Consider the following 18,860-nt stretch of genomic DNA (forward strand, 5'->3'; position numbering starts at 1 on the left):
TAATTAAACCCTCTACTCGCTCTGTTCTTCGCGATGCTTCTCAACCAGTTTTCGCACATCTTCATCCCACAACTTTTCAAGGTCGTAGTAGGCGCGAACTTCAGGCCGCATGACGTGTAAAACCACGTCACCAAAATCGACTAGAACCCACTCACCGACATCGGCACCGTCTTCATTCAACGGCTTTACACCCTGAACTCTCAGCTTATCGGATGCCGATCTAGCAAGGGCCTTAACGTGAGTGTCGGAGGTGCCGCTTGCAACCACCATAAAATCAGCGAAATCCGAGATGTCGGCAATGTCGATTACTTTAATGTCTTGCCCCTTTACATCTTCGAGGGCATCAACCACTTGGTCTTTAAGTTGTTCTGAATTCATAATGTTGTCAAAGTGTGAGCTTTTGCTCAATTTATACTGCTCCGAGTCTGATTTATACGGGTTGGAGTTCGATTTATTCGGCTCTAAGTGCTTTTCTTTCAGACTGGGGCTTGTTTGGTAAAGGTTATTGGAGCGAATGTAGCTGACGACTTCTGGTGCCAAAAAATCTCGCACTATTGAGTCTTGCCAACCGTTCGGTTTCGCTAAAGCGGCACGCAACCGAGTTGACGACACATTAAATTGACTTTCGCTGCAAACCCAGATCTTGCCACTATTGTGGTGCTGCAATTGGGTTGGCGACTCTACCAGACGTTGCCTTAATTCTCTAGGCACTTCAAGAGGATATCCGGGCCGATGCATTACCAACCAGTTAACCGAGGTGATTAGCTCTTCATATCGATGCCATTTATGAAGTGTCTGCAAGCTATCGCCACCGATAACGACACAAAAGTGTGCGCTAGGGTAACGTTTCTTAAAGGTTTCAACCGTATCAATGGTGTATGACTTCGAAGTGCGTGTTATTTCAGTGTCATCGGCAAAATAATCGAGACGATTCCCTAAAGCCAGCTTTAACATTTCAAAGCGGTCTTTAATACTGGCACTTACTGCATCTTTATGGGGCGGACGAGCACTTAATACCCAATAAATTTGATCAAATGGTACAAGACTATGTAATAAATCAATGGATTTAGTATGCCCAAAATGAATCGGGTCAAACGTACCACCAAACAAACCAATTAGCATTGACCTGCTACCTCAACTTAGTATTGGGTCTACGCATTCGCTGTCATACACGGATATGACCGTCTCCATAAACTATGTATTTCTGCGATGTAAGCCCCTCTAGCCCCACCGGACCGCGCGCATGGAGCTTATCAGTGCTTATTCCTATTTCAGCCCCCAATCCATACTCAAAACCATCGGCAAATCTCGTGGACGCATTCACCATTACAGAACTCGAATCCACCCGCTGCAGAAACTTCCGACTCGTCGTGTAGTTTTCACTCACGATGCTCTCGGTGTGCCCTGAGCTGTATTTTTCGATATGCGCTACGGCCATGTCAAAACTGTCAACGACTCGTATGGATAAAATGGGCGCTAAGTACTCGGTGCTCCAATCATCTTCAGTCGCAGCCCCTATGCCTGCGATAGATTGACTTTGAGTACAACCACGTAGCTCAACCCCTAACTCTAGATATTTTTCGCACAACGAGGGCAATACCTCACTGGCTCTCGATTGGTGAACCAAGAGCGTTTCCATAGCATTACAAACACCATACCGATGGGTCTTTGCGTTTATTGCAATCGCTTCTGCCTTAGCCAGATCCGCATCTTTATCAATATACACATGGCATATTCCATCTAAATGCTTTATCACGGGCACCGTCGCATCACGGCTTATTCGCTCGATCAAGCCTTTTCCGCCTCGTGGGACGATAACGTCTACGTACTCCGGCATACTTATTAATGAGCCTACCGCCGCTCTATCAGTGGTCTCAACGACTTGGACCACATCGACCGGCAAACCTGCGTCGGCCAACCCCGCTGCAATACATTTAGCAACCGCTTGGTTGGAATGAATCGCCTCAGAGCCTCCTCTTAGAATGGTGGAGTTTCCCGATTTCAAACACAATATTGCCGCATCGACTGTTACGTTCGGTCTTGACTCATAAACTATTCCGATCACGCCTAACGGGACACGCATTTTTCCGACCTGAATACCGCTTGGTAAATAGGATAAATCAGACACCTCCCCTATCGGGTCAGCCAATGACGCCACTTGCCGACAGCCTTCAGCCATTGCAAGTACCCCGGCTTCAGTTAGCGCCAAACGTTCCAACAGCGCATCATCCAAGCCTCTCTCCTTACCAGCCACTAGGTCTTTCGCATTTGCATCACACAACGCAGGCACGCTGGCCTCTAACTGCTTGGCTATAGCGAGTAGAGCGGCATCTTTCTCACCACGCGTGGCGACCGCTATCAGACGAGATGCGTTTCGCGCTCTCTGACCAACAGACTCCATGTAATCGTTCACTTCTTGCGACTTCAATTTTTTACCTTCTTAACGTTTTGCATTTAAGTATTGTTAGGAGACTTGAGCGCTACAAACATCGACTTTGCACAAGACTGCGCAAACTTGCTCGAGTTGATACCAAATATCTCCGACATCACTGTATCGTTGTCCTTTGACTGTTTGATCAAGATGCGCTGCCTTCATCAATGCCGCCACGCACTCCTGAGCATTCAATCGATTTAAGGCGGCATTGACCAAAGATTCTCGTTTACTCCAAATTCGATGCTCTTTAAATAACTGAGACCGATGATGCCCCATTTGCTCAGAAGCAGAGATTGCGGCCAATGTGCGAATTTCTTTTACCAAAGCCCAAACTAATATCACTGGCTCTATGCCTTCGCTCTTTAGCCTGCTTTTAATTCGTAAAACTCTATTATAATCCCCCAAGAGGACCGCATCCGTCAGAGCGTAGACATCAAATCTCGCCTGATCAGCCAAGCTCCGTTCAAGTAGCTCCATGGTCACGGCCCCATCACTTGCTAAGACCTGCAGCTTGTCTATTTCCTGTGCTGCGGCTAAGACATTACCTTCAGTAAGCTCGGCCAACGATTCGGCCACACCACTTTCTAACCTCAAAGCTCTGGATTGGAAACGCTGTTTCACCCATCGTGGAAATTGAGGCTTGCTAATCTCATAGCCATCAGCAACCCAGGCAATTGAATCGAGCGTTTTGAACCACTTGGCGGATCGCTGACGCTTATCTAACAACGGCATCAAAATGATTAAAATATCGTCTTGAGGTAGATTATTGCAATATTCAACAATCGCCTTAGTGCCAGGCGCTCCCAAGCTCTTGGGTACTCGAAGCTCTAAAATTCGCTTTTCAGCAAACAGCGACATCGCCTGTCCAACACCGGTTAATGCTGACCAGTCAAACCCAGTTTCGACTTGATATTTGATACGCTCAGAAAAACCAAATCCTTTGGTTATCTTTCTAACTTCATCAAGAGCCTCCTCGACCAACAGAGGCTCACTGCCATTTATCAATATTATTTTAGGTAGAGTATCAGGATCACAGGACTTTAAACGCCTGCTCAGATCTTCAATCGCTACCTTCATAAATCACTACTATTGATCAGACGCTTTCTGTTCCAGCGGCTGCTTATTAACCGTATTTGGATCAAAATCAGTTATCGACGCGAGTTGTCGAATAATCTTTAATACCATCTCTTGTTCCATATCTTCAACCAGAATGGCTTCTTCAGATTCAGATTGAATCACGTTCTCAGCATTAAAGTTATACCTTCTGGATTCGAGCAATCTTTTTGATGGCCTGATTGGCTTTTCAGCGCTATCCAACAAAGTATAGTTAACGGTAAATCGAATGTTATAGCTATTAACCTTACCAAACTCATCCAACGTTCCAACGGTACGGCTAGTAGATGCCTTATCCACATTTAACACGACGTCAGCCGCTTCAGGCGCTTGGGTAAACGTTGCCCCTAAATACTCCAAACGCTCTTGCAGAAGGTCTTTAAATGCGCCTTCAGGTGCACTTAAGTACATATTCTTTATTCCATCAGATAGAGGAATATTGCCGCGCAAATGAAATCCACATGCACTCAAGCTTAAAGCCACTGCGACTAAAGAGATGAGCCGAAGCACCTTTAGCTGATAAGAAGGTTTTAGTGACATGTTCATACCTGTATTTTTATAAATTATTTTCCGAATTCTAGCGTAAACCTACCTGACTTGGTGTTAATTCGCCACAATATTGACCAGTTTATTTGGCACAACGATGATTTTTCTGATTGTAAGGCCTTCCAAAAAGCGTTGAACATTTTCATCAGACTGCGCCATCACCTCAATTTCCTCTTTTGCGGTTGAAGCGGGAACGTCTAACTTAGCTCTGAGCTTTCCGTTCACTTGAATCACGTAGGTTATTTCGTCCTTTACCAAGGCCGCCTGATCTACCGCTAACCAACCACTGTCAACCAAGTCCATATCAGTCCCATACTCATTCCAGAGGTGTTCGCATAAATGCGGCGTAACAGGAGCGAGAATTTTCAATAATACATAGCACGCTTCCGACAACACCGCGTCACTGTGCTCACCCATGGCCGCAAAGTCAGCTTTCTCGATAGCGTTAGTCAATTCCATGGCGGCGGCGACAACCGTATTAAATTGTTGCCGCTCATAATCGAACATTGCTCGTTGTAAGATAGTATGCACGGTAAGACGGTGCGCTTTAGCCACGGAGTTCGCCCCATCCACGCCAACCATTGAATGCAATCGATTCGCCCCTAGTGCCGCTGAGTGCTTATCGAATAAGTTCCATACCCGTCTTAAAAACCGCGAACCTCCGGCAATGGCGTCATCATTCCATTCTAGAGATTGCTCGGGCGGGGCAGCAAACATGGTGAAAAGACGAACTGTATCAGCACCGTATTTGTCAATCATGCTTTGAGGGTCGACGCCGTTATTTTTTGATTTGGACATCTTCTCAACCTTAATCAATACAGGTTGATCATCTGCAACTAATTTGGCACTCACAACAGAACCTCGGTCATCGTATTCGACCGACACTTCTTCAGGCGTAAAATACTCTTCTTTACCCTCTCCCTCCTTTCGGTAGTAGGTATTAGCAACGACCATGCCCTGTGTGAGCAGTCGAACAAATGGTTCGTCGGAGTCGATCAGCCCCACATCACGCATCAATTTGTGGAAGAAACGCGCATATAGCAAATGCATAACGGCGTGTTCAATGCCACCAATATACTGATCCGCTGGCAGCCAATAGTCGGCACGTTCATCAAGCATCGCTGTATCTAGATCGGGACAACAATAGCGAGCGTAATACCATGAACTTTCAAAAAACGTATCGAACGTATCCGTTTCTCTCTTAGCGGGAGCGCCTGTTTGAGTGTTCACGGTATCAATAAACGACGACATTTTTTTGATTGGCGACCCAACGCCATCCATTACCACATCCGTAGGCAAGGTAACCGGAAATTCAGTCGCCGGCGAGGGTTCTCCATCTGCATCATACGTGAAGGGTATTGGACACCCCCAATACCGTTGGCGAGAAACACCCCAGTCTCTTAGCCTGTAATTAACCTTTTGCGTCCCTTTAGCATTATCAGATAACCACTGCGTTATTGATTCTTTTGCCTGGGTTGAAGACTGTCCATCAAACTCGCCAGAGTTTTGCAATTCTCCATCGCCTGTATAGGCCCCCGCACTGATATCCAGGTCACCGTCTTGCGGATACACGACCGGCTTTATCTCTATTCCATACTTTGTAGCAAACTCGAAATCTCTCTCATCGTGTGCTGGAACGGCCATCACTGCACCAGTGCCATAACTCATCAATACAAAGTTAGCGCACCAAACAGGCACTTGCTTACCAGAGATCGGGTGGGATGCTGTTATTCCTAGATCTACCCCAAGCTTCTCCATGGTTTCCAAGTCAGCTTCCGCCGTAGAGGTCTGAGCGCATTGCTTACGAAAGTCTGCGACTACCTGATTATCACTGGCTGCCTTAATAGCTAAAGGATGCTCGGCTGCAACCGCCAAATACGTGACACCAAAAATTGTATCTGGCCTGGTAGTAAATACGTTTAACGGGGCTTCTCCTTCAACCAAAAATTCTACTTCAGCACCCACCGATTTCCCGATCCAATTACGCTGCATTGTTTTCACGGCGTCAGGCCAACCATCTAAATCGTCTAAACTGACCAATAACTCTTCAGCATAGTCGGTGATTTTGATAAACCATTGGGGAATCTTCTTCTTTTCGACCAAAGCACCTGATCGCCAGCCGCGACCATCAACCACTTGCTCGTTAGCGAGTACAGTCTGATCAACCGGATCCCAGTTTACTTCAGCTTCCTTTTTGTAAACCAAACCACGCTCAAACAGTTTGGTAAAAAACCATTGCTCCCATTTGTAATAATCAGGTTTACACGTTGCTAGCTCTCGACTCCAATCGTAACTAAAACCAAGCCTCTTAAGCTGATCACGCATGCTCGCTATATTAGAATCGGTCCAAGGTGCAGGAGCCGTTTTATTCTTAATAGCGGCGTTTTCAGCGGGCAGACCAAAAGCATCCCAGCCCATTGGGTGCAGAACATTCTTACCTAACTGCCGCTGATATCGACTGATTACATCACCGATTGTGTAATTTCTGACGTGCCCCATGTGCAGTTTTCCAGAAGGATAAGGAAACATTTCCAAGCAATAGAACTTTTCCTTATCGCTGTCTTCACTCACCGCGAAGACTTGATTTTCTTCCCAACCTGCTTGGATTTGAGTTTCAATATTCTGAGGGTCGTATTCTTTTTGCATTTTCATTAAACCGAGAGCATTCTGGCTTTGTTCATGCCTAACTCGTTAGGCAATTAATTTAATTAGTTCGTCGTAGGAAGTCCAACGACGCTCATTTGTGCTGAGCACACAATGACTGTGTTTTGTTCATATGGCTTTAGGTTGATTTTAAGACACCGGCCCGTTGATAAATGCTCCTGAGCATCGAATGCAAACCATTGCTTCGCGTTGGACTCAAATGATCGGTGAACCCAATATCTTTAATAAAATCTGGTTTAGCATTAAGAATGTCCTCTGGCGCCTGATTTGAATACACCCTTAAGACAATGGCCACCAACCCAGACACGATCGCTGCATCACTCGTTCCATCAATCACCATTTTTCCGTCTACCAAGCGCATGTTTAACCAAACTTGTGACTGACAGCCTTGAATTTTATTCTCCGCTGTTTTCCATTCCGACGGAAATTCGGGCAATTGCCGCCCCATGTCAATCACATGCTCGTAACGAGACATCCAATCGTCAAACATCTCGAACTCGTCAACTAAATCCGACTGTAACTCTACAATGCTGGTCATCAGTATTAACCTACTTTCTCTTTTTATTTCTCAATACGCCATGTTGTGCCATCGGGACCGTCTTCCAACACAACATTCATGCCAGTCAGCTCTGCCCGAATTTCATCAGCTCTAGCCCAATTTTTATCCGCTTTTGCGTCGCTTCTTTGGACGATCAACGATTCAATAACCGTAGCCTGATCGTCAGTACTACCGCCCGCAAACCATTCTTCTGGGTCTTGCTGTAAAAGGCCCAACCATTGACCTGCCTGCAATAGACCAGCTTTGCATTTAACTCGTTGCTCATCAGAAGTAGCTGTGTTGGCTTTCTTAGCAAGCGCAAATAGCTCAGCAAAAGCCATGGGAGTGTTCAAATCATCTGACATCGCATCATCGAACGCCTGCGGGATCTGTATCCCAATGTCTTCGGGGAGACTGATCCCTGCTAACTTCCTCAGGGCGCCGTAGAGTCGATCTAAACTGCTCTTTGCTTGTTGAACCACGTCGTCGTTCCAGTCCAGTGGCGCACGGTAATGAGCAGACAACAAAATAAATCGCATAACTTCACCTGGGATCTCATTCGCCAAGTCTTTTAACAACAATACATTTCCAATGGACTTAGACATTTTTTCTTGATTCATATTGATCAAGCCATTATGCAACCAATAGTTCACAAACTTAGCGCCGTGAGAGCAGGTAGACTGCGCACGCTCATTTTCGTGGTGGGGGAACACTAGATCATTGCCACCACCATGAATGTCTATAGTATCGCCCAAGTGCTTTGCCGCCATGGCGGTACATTCGATATGCCAACCCGGCCTGCCACGCCCCCAAGGACTGTCCCAGCCTGGTTGATCATCCTCAGAGGGTTTCCACAATACAAAATCACCAGGGCTCTTTTTATACGCAGCCACATCAACTCTGGCACCAGCCAAAAGCTCATCAGGGTCTCGCTTAGAGAGTTGTCCGTATTCAGGGTAAGAAGAAACACTGAAAAGCACATGCCCTTGGGCTTCGTAAGCATGCCCTCTATCAATCAATGATTGAATTTCTTGATGAATCTCAGCAACATGATCGGTAACTTTAGGTTCCACATCCGTTGGTAGAACCCCCAGAACCGCCAAATCATCGTGATACGCTTTAGTAAACTTTTCACTAATGACTGAAATGTCAACGCCCTGTTGTTCTGCTGCCGCATTGATCTTATCGTCAATATCCGTAATGTTACGGGCGTAAGTTACTTTGGGGTATTTCGCGCGCAATACTCGTGCCAACACATCAAATACAACCGGAGGCCTGAAGTTACCAATATGGCAATAGTTGTACACCGTGGGACCACACACGTACATGGTTACGTGTTCTGGGTCTATAGGGACAAATTCAGATTTGGTCTTAGTTTCAGTGTTATACAGCTTCACAGGGATTAACCACGCGTTTGATCACATTAAACGCGCGATTGTAACAAGCTTTTTAAGGGTTTACGCCTGCTTGGTGGCGAATTATTTCGCTAAAATTGCCACCAACGCAAGGTTAACATCATCATGGCATCATCGCCGTGGTCACTTACGTGATTTGGGTTCATTCGATATCGTAAAAAGCCCCCTAACTCGACATTCTCGGAGAGCATCGTTCGATAGTAACCTTCGATACTACGTTCGGTCGCATTGGTATCAGCCAAATTTACCCTTTCAGTATCAAAACGTACGTCTCCATTTGAAAATCTCCCCACAGGAATGGAATAGTCTAATGCACCTTCACGAACTTTCAGTGGCTGCGAAACCGCAAACCCAATTTGATCGCGAGAACGAAATACATTACTGCCAACTGCGCCTACGCTATACCAATCTGAGCGAAGTGTTGAGAAGTCACTGAGTAAACTGTCTTCATTCGCATCAACACGGGTACGCCCCATTCCGTAATTTGCAATCAAATTAAATGATCGGCTAAGCTTTAGTGTTCCCGTCAGGTTCATCGCGTAGGTTGTCGCGGTCTCAACACCAAAAATTCCTCCTGCGGCACTGCCCAATACTCCCCCTTTTTCCTCTAACTGGCCGATTTGCAACCGGAGGTTGGCGTTGTCCTCAAACTGATAGGAGCCTTCGAATATCGAAGACATGGATTCCTGCTCATACCGAGTTCCCCCAGCGCCCGAGACTAAACCCAATTTGAGTGTTGAATTTTTGAGCTTAGTTGGAGCATAACTGACGCTCAGTGTTTCGGCCTGAGAGTTGAAACCAGAAACCACGGAACCGAAAGATTGACCACTAATAAATGAAGTACGACCGAAGTAGCTGTCTGACTTAAGCTGGCTCACTCCAGAGAATTCGAGCCCTGGGCTTACTCGATAGCCAGCATTAAAACTGATCGTAGACGTCAGCTGACTCTGCAATGCCATGGATACATTAGCCTGCTCATCTAAAAACGCTTTATCTCCTGGCGATGAGAAGTATTTGATCATATCTTCTCGAGGGTCAGATTCAGTAACCGCTGAGAAAGCCACCTGGGTATTTAAAGCAGGTAACCTTACACCTTCATACACCGCTTTCTGACTAAGTGAGTGAAAAAATTCATTCAAGTGTAATACCTGATCATTCACCTCGACATGGTCATTTAGGTCCAACTCAAATGAACGACCGTACGAATCGAGCACCAACGTTTTCTCTAACTTATCCGATGGCTTTCGAAGCAACAATAAAGCTCCGGCTAATGCCCCACCGATCAACAAGGCTCCAGCGCCACCGCCACCACCGCCTCCGCCAGAAGAGGGAGCGGTCGGAGTTGTCGGCGTCGTCGGAGTTGGAACCGTAACTGGACCAATCACATTATTGAGAACCTGTTGTGCATTGAGTATAACGCCTCGCCCATACTCAGCATCGGTGCCAACGGCGCCTCTATCTTCAGCGGACTGAAGAATCACATCAACCACTTCAGCCGCTGTTAAGTTTGGGTTCTGCAATAAAACGGCACCAGCGATACCAGAGATTCTGGCTGTAGCCCAAGACGAACCGCCCTCGTTAGAATCAGATGAAGGCAGTCCAATGGCTGCCACATAGCTATTCTGTGCAGCACCAGCACGGTTTGATGAGGCCAAAAGCGTACCATTTCCATCAGTAGCACCAACCACGATCACGCCATCCAAACTAAAGTGGGAGCTGGCTAGTGTATTCGGTTGGCTGGCTCCATCGTTGCCCGCCATGATTGCGACTACTTTATTCCCGTTAACAAGATCGGGAATTAACGGAGCTGCCGTATCGACCACGCCAGGGGTTCCCCACGTGATTCCCACGACTCTCACGTCACTGCGCCCCAAAACATCATTCAGTGCTGCGTCTCGAGCGCTTCTAACGGCGTCTTCATTGCTCCGATCTAAGCTGCCATCAGTGACAACAAAGGGTACGATTCCTCCAGAAAATGACTCAGTAATTACTCTAGCGGATACGGTTCCATGACCCTCACCTTCGCGGTCAGACACATCGGAAGTATCCGATGAATTAGTCACGTAATTAAACCCTCCAACAACGTTAAATCCTCGACTAGGATCCACACCGCTATCCAAAATAGCGACCTGTTGAGCAAAAGATTGTCCAACTGCTCCTGCCATCAACGTGGCAGAGCACCCTATAACCGAAGTTATTCGCTTGACGATATTTTTTGTTTTAGGGTCAAATGTTTGATAAGTCATAGGATTTTGTGTTCGGCTAGTCTCTAATTAGGCTTCTACTGGAAGGGTGTAAAACTGTTTATAAGCACCAAGATTATAGCTAAATACGCTATCGAACAAGGGCTGAGGCACCATGTCTGGATTCTGGCACGACAATTAATGACACGGTGCCAGATAAAAGCCTCTAAGTTGACCAACTATCCCTGTCATTAGAAACGAGGCTATCTACCTTCCTAAGGCGCCTGAAAAATAATTTCTCTCTCGCTTAAACAACAATCTTAAGCAAATAATCGTCATGACCAAGAATATGAATGCCATCCACTCTGGCATACTGAACGTCATTAGTCGCCACTGAACCTCAGCGCATTCTCCGCTTCCTTGGAAAACGGTAGAAATGACCTGCGTAAGCGGAAACACGTCCAACATAAACGCCAAATCGGGCCCACATTCAGGCACTTTATCCTCAGGTAAGTGTTGTAGCCACACCTGTCTACCAGCGATGGCTAAGCCTAAAGCCGAAAACAAGGTCGCACCAAAAGCTATCACTTTAGAAAAGACCTTGCCCGGATTAAATAGAATTCCAAGAAAGCAGAATGCCGCTACCCCAGCTAACGCACCGCGTTGAAACATGCAAAGCGGGCATGGATCAAGACCAAGTTGCTTCTGAAAATAGAAATAGGCGACAGCAATGAGCGAAACGCTGCCGATAAAACCAAACCAATACCAGCCTTTAGCAATCAATTTGTTCTCCAGTTACTTTCATGTTCGTAGATTGCGAATTACCTTTAGGCCCCCGAATTTTATGAGTATACACGATGCTAATCCATGTGTGTTTTTTCTGCTCACATCGCCATTGAATTGACACTTTTAGCGTCTAATTGCTATGGCCACTCAACCACATAGTCTTCAATCTCTTCATCTTCAATATCGCGTTGAAAAATAACTTTAGCTTGTACGGACTTTCCTTGATCATGAATGCGGCTCTTTTCACCTGAAACCAAGTGATGCCAATCAGGCAAACTCTCGCCCAACAACAAAAGTCGATAAGCACATGAGGGTGGGGCAAATTCTGCGGCCTGTTCAACATTGCCTGCATCCATGGTTACACAACTAGGAACTCGATCACTTCGGTTGTCGTAGTCGGTGCACATGCACGTATTGTCATTAAGCAAATCGCAGGCAACATTGGTAAAAACTAATTGTTCTGTGGCTTCATCTTGTAATTGGGTTAGGCAACATTTAGCACAGCCATCGCATATCGACTCCCATTCATCACGAGTCATTTCAAACAATGTCTTTTGTTCCCAAAATTTAGTAGGTACTTTTGGCGGAATACTGTCTTTCATCGCTCGATGTGTAATCTACACTTCCATACTTGTTTCTTTGTTTCTGGCTTCATTGCTGCGTAGGCTGGGCTAGTAGACGGCAAATCAACCCAATTTATGGCTGGAAATTCTTCATAGACCGGCGCACAAAATCGGCTAAATAGTGTTCGCGCAGCCCTGCCGTTGAATCCTACAATACTTATACTTGGATTATCGGCAAAAAATTTCGAGAAATCATTAGCCTGAGCCGTGGCAGACACAATCTTACTGTCCAAACTGCCGGGCCTTTCACAGTCGTACAGCACATCCCAAACGCACACAGATTGGTCGACTAACGCCTTCACTCTGTCTGAATAACACAATTCTGAGTTAACCATATACAACTCCTGCATGATTGACCAAAATGCATTTTGCGGGTGGGCATAATACTGCTGCCTATCCAAGGAACGCTGACCAGGCATGCTCCCCAAAATTAGAGTCTTGGGTGTTCTGCCTAACAGGGGTGCGAACGCAGTCACTCTAACTCATTTTTTTGCAAGTTGGACCACCAGCTTAGAGATCTTGGTTTGCACCACAGACGAAAACTCATGAATCTCATCTTCGATAGCATAGTAATAGTCGTAAAACGATTCTTCGTCATTGACGACGGCCAACAGTTTCAATCGATAATAGTGGTACTCTGCTTGGTCTACGCCTTGCCCATTTGAGATATCCAACAGTTGCCTGGCGAACTCAAATTGGCCATCCGCCAGCAATTGCGTGAAACGAGACCCAAAATCAAGTTCTTCTTCAGGCACTGCATCTCCATTACCAACCTCGTCAGAAGCGCTTTCTTCAAAAACGATTTGAGATGGTGACTCGCTATCATCGAATAATGATGACTCTAAAAATGAATCTTCTGATCGCTCTGAAAAATCCATCTCATCTGGCACCTCATATTCCGCACTCATCGGCATTAGCGTGTCTTCTCCACCAACAGATGTGCTTGGTTTAAATACCACTCTATCCCGACTTCCAGTAAAATTTAGTGATTCCCATATTTGGTACAGACGAGCCCTGAGCAGAAAGCCCACTAACAAGGCCAGGATCACCAAAACAATGGACCAGATATAGCGAGAGTCGAAATCAATACTATCTTCAGTGTTTGCTTCTACTGTGCCATTAGTAACCGACGGTGAGATGGAACTCGCTCGCTCGCCCTCTGCATCAGGCGCTTGGATGCTCACGCCGGATAAATACGTTTGCAACTCAGCTATTTGCTCTTCCAATACTTCGATTTGACGGTCCTTTCTACCAAGCTGCTCGCCTAGCTCGGTAATCGTTTCCGATAAAGACGCTATTATCTCTTGCGATTGCATCGCGGTCACTGATTCGAGCTCCCCATCAGACCCAACTCTTGAGTCAACGCCGGTTAGTAGAAATCCACTGCTTTTTCGCTCTGGGTCATTATCGAACTGCAACTCTGTTTCAACATCGTCTAGCTCTTGAATAACCACAGTACCATCAACGTCAGAAGTGATTTCATTCTGCTTAGACGAGGCCACAACGGGTAACTCGTCTTGTATCCTCTTCGCTTCGGTCAACCTAGTTAGATACTCTTTAGCTTGCTTGTCAGACACGCTAGCGACTACATCAACGTCAGGTATTGTCAAAAAGCTTCCTGCCTGTAGGCTCTCTATCGAGTTCCTAGCAAACGCATTGGGATTTGCTTGATATAGAGCCCACATCATTTGATTGTTAGTCACGTTCATTGCCGGGCTAATGCGCCTCGCAACTCTCCAAAGTGACTGCCCATTTAAGACGGCGCCAAACTTTTTGGCTATCTTCCCTTTCTCAGCCCAATCGTAAGGGCCCATCACCTTACTTATAGGCTGTTCTTTACTCTGGATATCCATTAACTGGTTTTGCGACCGGTTCAAAAATGACCGGTCGTCGGCTGTCTCGGTGACCTTGGCCTGAAATAAAGTTGTACCGGAAGGCACCAGATCTAGCAGAACCGTAAATTGCTTTTGAAACTCATTACCTTCATCCACTAACGTTAATGAAAAATTGAAATATGGCTCCTCTACGGCCGCCGTAGATTCTATCAATATGGAAAGCTGAGAGCCTTGACGGCTGAGCTCCGCTGTTAGACCCTCCATGGATTGGCCATCTATTCGCTCAAGTTCTATTTTCAACTCATTTGGCGATTCAACGTTGTACAGGGGAATGCTGACCTTTAAACGCTGACCAATGTAGGATTGTGTCTGAACTCCTCCCAAGCCTAAAGCATGCACTCTAGCGTCGAAAGACCCAAACATAATCAAAATGCCAACCAAGGAAACCATTCTTGTGGCACTAAAAATTAGATGCTTTAACCCTGCTCGTGTTCTTCTCATGTAATCCACAAAGCGACCATTTGCGCAATAAAGGCGTCGTGACCAGCGACACCCTTTCTTATTATATTTAAGTGGACGTTAATCTAAAACCTGCCGCATGACAAGTTCGTTAAATATATAAAAGCTAGGTTTTACAATTATATACAGACCCTTTTGAATGATTCAGTTACACAGAGAGGTCAAATTAACGCCCAGCACAAATGGTTTTCTACAACGTGTTAGATGCCCTTGTTTCCAGGATTTCAACCGCGGGTAATTTCTTGCCTTCTAAAAATTCTAAAAAAGCACCGCCGCCAGTTGAAATATAAGATATTTTTTCTGCCACACCGTATTTATCAATTGCCGCGACGGTATCGCCGCCACCAGCGACTGAAAATGCGCTCGACTCTGCAACAGCATGAGCTAAAGCCTCGGTTCCACTTCCGAATTGATCAATCTCAAAAACACCAACCGGCCCATTCCACAAAATTGTCCCGGCACTCTTTAGGATTTCAGCAAACCTGTTTGCTGTTTCAGAACCAATATCAAAGATCATATCGTCATCCACCACGGCATCTACCCGCTTAGATGACGCCACTGCAGAATCAGAGAACTCCTTTCCACAAACCACATCGAGCGGAACGGGAATATCTCCACCAGCCTCTTGTACAACGTGTGTCAACCTTTTGGCTTCATCGAGCAAATCAGGCTCATATAATGATTTTCCAACGTTATGACCTGCTGCCGCAATAAAAGTATTTGCAATACCACCACCAACGATAAGTTGATCTACTTTTGCAGACAGCGCCTCAAGGACGGTAAGTTTTGTCGAAACTTTCGAGCCACCAACTATCGCAACCACCGGCTTAGCGGGCTGCTCAAGAGCACTTGCCAAAGCATCAAGTTCTTTGGCAAGCAAAGGACCCGCGCAGGCAATTGGAGCGTACTTTGCCACACCATAAGTAGAAGCCTGAGCTCGATGCGCAGTACCAAACGCATCCATGACAAACACGTCACACAACGACGCCATCTTCTTAGACAACGCGTCATCATTCTGCTTTTCACCAACATTGAAGCGAACATTTTCGCAAAGTACAACGTCTCCGTCACTTAACGTCACTCCGTCCAACCAATCTTTCTCAAGGCGCACATCCTGACCCAAAAGATCAGCTAAATGGTTAGCCACTGGCGCTAACGATGACTCTTGAGAAAAAACGCCTTCAGTTGGCCGACCTAGGTGAGACATAAGCATCACCTTGGCGCCTTTTTCAACGGCCATCTTAACGCTTGGCAACGACGCGCGAATGCGTGCGTCATTGCTAATGCCCCCATCTTTAAGTGGGACATTAAGATCCAAACGAATGAGTACTCGTTTACCAGTCAGATTTTGGTCCTGCATACGAAGCACAGTCATATTCACACCTATGCCAATTTATTGACGGTAGCAATAACGTTTTCTACGGTAAATCCATAGTGTTCAAACAACTGATCTGCTGGCGCCGATTCCCCGAAAGAGCTCATCCCAATCACCGCACCCTTCAATCCAACGTATTTATACCAGTAATCGCAAATACCAGCCTCCATCGCAACTCGCTTTGTCACGCCGCTGGGCAGTACCGACTCTTTGTACTCTGCTGTCTGACTATCAAAACGATCTGTAGAAGGCATGGACACTACTCGAACAGAAACACCCGTTTTCTCCAGTTCCTCGCTCGCTTCCATTGCCAACGAAACTTCTGACCCCGTTGCGATCAAAATAACGTCCGCCGTTCCATTAGTGTCTTTTAATACATAGCCGCCTTTCTCAATGTTGGCAAGCTGTGCTTTGTCACGCGGTTGATGAGCTAAATTTTGACGTGAAAAAACCAAACTGGAAGGTTGATCGCTTGACTCAATAGCAACTTTCCAAGCCACTAATGATTCAACAGCATCACAGGGGCGCCAAAGAGACATGTTGGGAATCAAGCGTAAACTAGAGACGTGTTCAATTGGTTGATGCGTAGGCCCGTCTTCGCCTAGGCCAATTGAATCATGCGTCAACACATAGACAACCGGTTGTTTCATTAAGGCGGACATACGCATACCATTGCGCATGTAGTCTGCAAAAACCAAGAATGTTCCGCCGTAAGTCTTGAAGCCACCGTAGAGCGACATTCCGTTACTAATTGCCGCCATAGCAAATTCACGCACACCAAAGTATAAGTAGTTTCCTGAAGCATCTTCAGCACTGATACCTTTTGATCCACTCCATATAGTGTAGTTTGACCCCGCCAAATCGGCTGAACCTCCAATAAGTTCAGGCAACAACGGCCCTAACTGATTAAGCGAATTTAAGCTGGCTTTTCGAGTCGCGACCGTGGCGGCAGCTGCATCTGCCTGTTCAATTAATTTATTTGTCTCTTCTTCCCAGTTAGAAGGCAGATCACCTTTAAGGCGCCGCAAAAACTCCGCAGCCTTCTCTGGATTAGCTTCAGAGTAAGAGTCAAAAGTCGACTGCCAAATTTGTTCAGCTTCTGCGCCCTTCCTCGTTGCATCCCAAGCACTCTTAATTTGCTCTGGGACAACAAATGGCTCTGAGTCCCAGCCTAATCCCTCTCTGACTAGCGCAATTTCATCTACACCTAGAGGGGCCCCATGACAATTCTCAGTACCTTCTTTGTTTGGCGACCCTTTACCAATGACCGTTTTGCAGCAAATAAGACTCGGCTTATCTGACACCGATTTTGCTTGTTCGATCGCTGATATCAGTGCGGCAGAGTCATGACCGTCAACGCAACTGACAACGTGCCAGCCGTAAGCTTCAAAGCGCTTGGCAGTATCGTCTGTAAACCAGCCTTCTACTTCACCATCTATGGATATGCCATTGTCATCCCAAAAAGCCGTCAACTTACCAAGCCCCAGAGTGCCAGCTAGCGAGCAAGCTTCGTGTGATATGCCTTCCATTAAGCACCCATCGCCCATAAACGCATAGGTACTATGATCAACAATGGTGTGATCAGGCGTATTAAATTGTGCTGCAAGCGTTTTTTCAGCAATGGCCATACCTACGGCATTAGCGATACCTTGGCCCAATGGTCCTGTCGTCGTTTCGACCCCAGGTGTGTAACCGTATTCAGGATGACCCGGCGTTTTTGAGTGTAACTGGCGGAAATTCTTGATGTCATCAGCACTTACATCGTAACCCGAAAGATGCAATAGACTATAAATGAGCATAGAACCATGCCCGTTTGAAAGCACAAATCGATCTCGGTTTGGCCAAAGAGGATTAGCAGGGTTATGACTTAGAAAATCATTCCAAAGTACTTCAGCTATGTCTGCCATACCCATTGGCGCTCCAGGATGCCCAGAGTTAGCTTGTTGAACAGCGTCTGCACTGAGTACACGAATGGCGTTAGCGAGTGATTGGCGATTTGTCGATGACATCGAAAAGGCTCCGATTTAATGGCTAATTTATGATGTCATGACCTGCAAGCTACAGTCGGTAGACACTCGGTTTTGTGAGTATTGTACTCACACCAAGCTAACCTCACAGGCCACAACCGGAATTTGCCGTAATATAGCAAATTTGCCTTTAATTTCACCAGACCTTGAGGTGATTCTAATGATAAATATCACCGCCAAGGGCCACTTTGCACTCAGAACAATAAATGCTAGGGCCGTTACGATCGTATTCGCCGAAAAGAGGAGATAGAAGTTAAGAGCTCATTAACGAGCCCTTAGCTTAAACTGTGGCGTAAGTGGTATCTAGAAATAGGTGAACGCAACCGCAATCGCGGTCAATTTAGGGACGATAAATTGTTGGCTTTCGATATCGATCACGCCATCAACGTAACGCTTATCCAAACCTTCTGGCATGTCAGCAAACTCTAAATTCGGCTCCACGGATATCTGCTGCACATTGCCCCGACACAATAGCGCGGAATAGGCTTTCCGTGCCGCACCAGGAATGGGGTTCAAAACCACGAGCAATTCATCACCAGCCGACTTTTCCGTGACCGTTTTCTCTTCATCCGGCGATGCAAATGTATGCAAACCCTCATAATCCATGACCGGCAAACGCTGGTTGCGCCAATTAACGTGACCTTGCATCCATTGAGCCGGTGCCTTGGTTAAATTTTCAATAACCGGCTTCGCGACCACCTCTGCCACACACTCTATCGGCAGCAACAGAGGATTGGGAGACGAAGGTAGAATATAACAATCTAGCTTTTGTGAACTCATAGTGAACTCATTGTTCTTTCTT

15 protein-coding genes are annotated in these 18,860 nt (G+C 46.2%); all 15 read right to left on the bottom strand.

The genetic code is table 11. The annotated features are described in order from the left end of the window. Nucleotides 1–12 precede the first annotated feature (12 nt). The 15 genes from nadD to ABWW54_RS02190 all read right to left on the bottom strand — a co-directional run bounded on the left by nadD (nucleotide 13) and on the right by ABWW54_RS02190 (nucleotide 18,838). On the bottom strand, nucleotides 13–1,122 hold the full coding sequence (gene nadD, locus ABWW54_RS02120) for a nicotinate (nicotinamide) nucleotide adenylyltransferase (protein WP_353409620.1): 1,110 nt from the start codon (nucleotides 1,120–1,122) through the stop codon (nucleotides 13–15). A gap of 43 nt (nucleotides 1,123–1,165) precedes the next feature. Continuing rightward, nucleotides 1,166–2,401 carry a glutamate-5-semialdehyde dehydrogenase gene (locus ABWW54_RS02125; protein ID WP_353410374.1) on the bottom strand — a complete coding sequence of 412 codons (1,236 nt, stop codon included), beginning with the start codon at nucleotides 2,399–2,401 and terminating at the stop codon, nucleotides 1,166–1,168. Nucleotides 2,402–2,464: 63 nt separating this feature from the next. Continuing rightward, complete coding sequence (gene holA, locus ABWW54_RS02130; RefSeq protein WP_353409622.1) at nucleotides 2,465–3,511, bottom strand: DNA polymerase III subunit delta; 1,047 nt, start codon at nucleotides 3,509–3,511, stop codon at nucleotides 2,465–2,467. Nucleotides 3,512–3,520: 9 nt separating this feature from the next. Further along, a complete protein-coding gene (locus tag ABWW54_RS02135) occupies nucleotides 3,521–4,087 on the bottom strand; it encodes an LPS-assembly lipoprotein LptE (protein WP_353409624.1) in 567 nt (188 codons plus the stop codon). Nucleotides 4,088–4,150: 63 nt separating this feature from the next. Further along, nucleotides 4,151–6,739, bottom strand: coding sequence for a leucine--tRNA ligase (leuS, locus tag ABWW54_RS02140; protein ID WP_353409626.1), 2,589 nt, complete (start codon nucleotides 6,737–6,739; stop codon nucleotides 4,151–4,153). A 136-nt stretch (nucleotides 6,740–6,875) separates the two neighbouring features. Next, nucleotides 6,876–7,295, bottom strand: a complete 420-nt coding sequence (locus tag ABWW54_RS02145) for a SufE family protein (RefSeq protein WP_353409628.1) — start codon at nucleotides 7,293–7,295, stop codon at nucleotides 6,876–6,878. Nucleotides 7,296–7,318: 23 nt separating this feature from the next. Beyond that, entirely contained in the window at nucleotides 7,319–8,698 is a 1,380-nt protein-coding gene (cysS, locus tag ABWW54_RS02150; protein ID WP_353410376.1) for a cysteine--tRNA ligase, read from the bottom strand. An 83-nt stretch (nucleotides 8,699–8,781) separates the two neighbouring features. Further along, nucleotides 8,782–10,875, bottom strand: coding sequence for a S8 family serine peptidase (locus ABWW54_RS02155; protein ID WP_353409630.1), 2,094 nt, complete (start codon nucleotides 10,873–10,875; stop codon nucleotides 8,782–8,784). Between the two features lie 285 nt (nucleotides 10,876–11,160). After that, entirely contained in the window at nucleotides 11,161–11,676 is a 516-nt protein-coding gene (locus ABWW54_RS02160; protein ID WP_353409632.1) for a disulfide bond formation protein B, read from the bottom strand. A 140-nt stretch (nucleotides 11,677–11,816) separates the two neighbouring features. Further along, nucleotides 11,817–12,281 (bottom strand): YcgN family cysteine cluster protein, encoded by a 465-nt coding sequence (locus tag ABWW54_RS02165; protein WP_353409634.1) that lies wholly within the window; start codon nucleotides 12,279–12,281, stop codon nucleotides 11,817–11,819. Then, the gene (locus ABWW54_RS02170) at nucleotides 12,278–12,778 is read right to left on the bottom strand and encodes a DNA-deoxyinosine glycosylase (RefSeq protein ID WP_353409636.1); all 501 of its coding nucleotides are present in this window, start codon (nucleotides 12,776–12,778) and stop codon (nucleotides 12,278–12,280) included. Before ABWW54_RS02170 ends, ABWW54_RS02165 begins: the two co-directional genes overlap by 4 nt. Before the next feature lie 6 nt (nucleotides 12,779–12,784). Further along, complete coding sequence (locus ABWW54_RS02175) at nucleotides 12,785–14,638, bottom strand: type IV pilus assembly protein FimV (protein WP_353409638.1); 1,854 nt, start codon at nucleotides 14,636–14,638, stop codon at nucleotides 12,785–12,787. Between the two features lie 208 nt (nucleotides 14,639–14,846). Further along, nucleotides 14,847–16,031, bottom strand: coding sequence for a phosphoglycerate kinase (locus ABWW54_RS02180; RefSeq protein WP_353409640.1), 1,185 nt, complete (start codon nucleotides 16,029–16,031; stop codon nucleotides 14,847–14,849). An 8-nt stretch (nucleotides 16,032–16,039) separates the two neighbouring features. After that, nucleotides 16,040–18,040: a transketolase gene (gene tkt / locus ABWW54_RS02185; RefSeq protein ID WP_353409642.1), complete on the bottom strand. Its 2,001-nt coding sequence runs from the start codon at nucleotides 18,038–18,040 to the stop codon at nucleotides 16,040–16,042. 321 nt (nucleotides 18,041–18,361) lie between these two features. Next, nucleotides 18,362–18,838: a chemotaxis protein CheW gene (locus ABWW54_RS02190; protein ID WP_353409644.1), complete on the bottom strand. Its 477-nt coding sequence runs from the start codon at nucleotides 18,836–18,838 to the stop codon at nucleotides 18,362–18,364. Nucleotides 18,839–18,860: the final 22 nt, after the last annotated feature.

This window comes from Arenicella sp. 4NH20-0111 (genome assembly GCF_040366405.1).
GTDB lineage: Bacteria > Pseudomonadota > Gammaproteobacteria > Arenicellales > Arenicellaceae > Arenicella.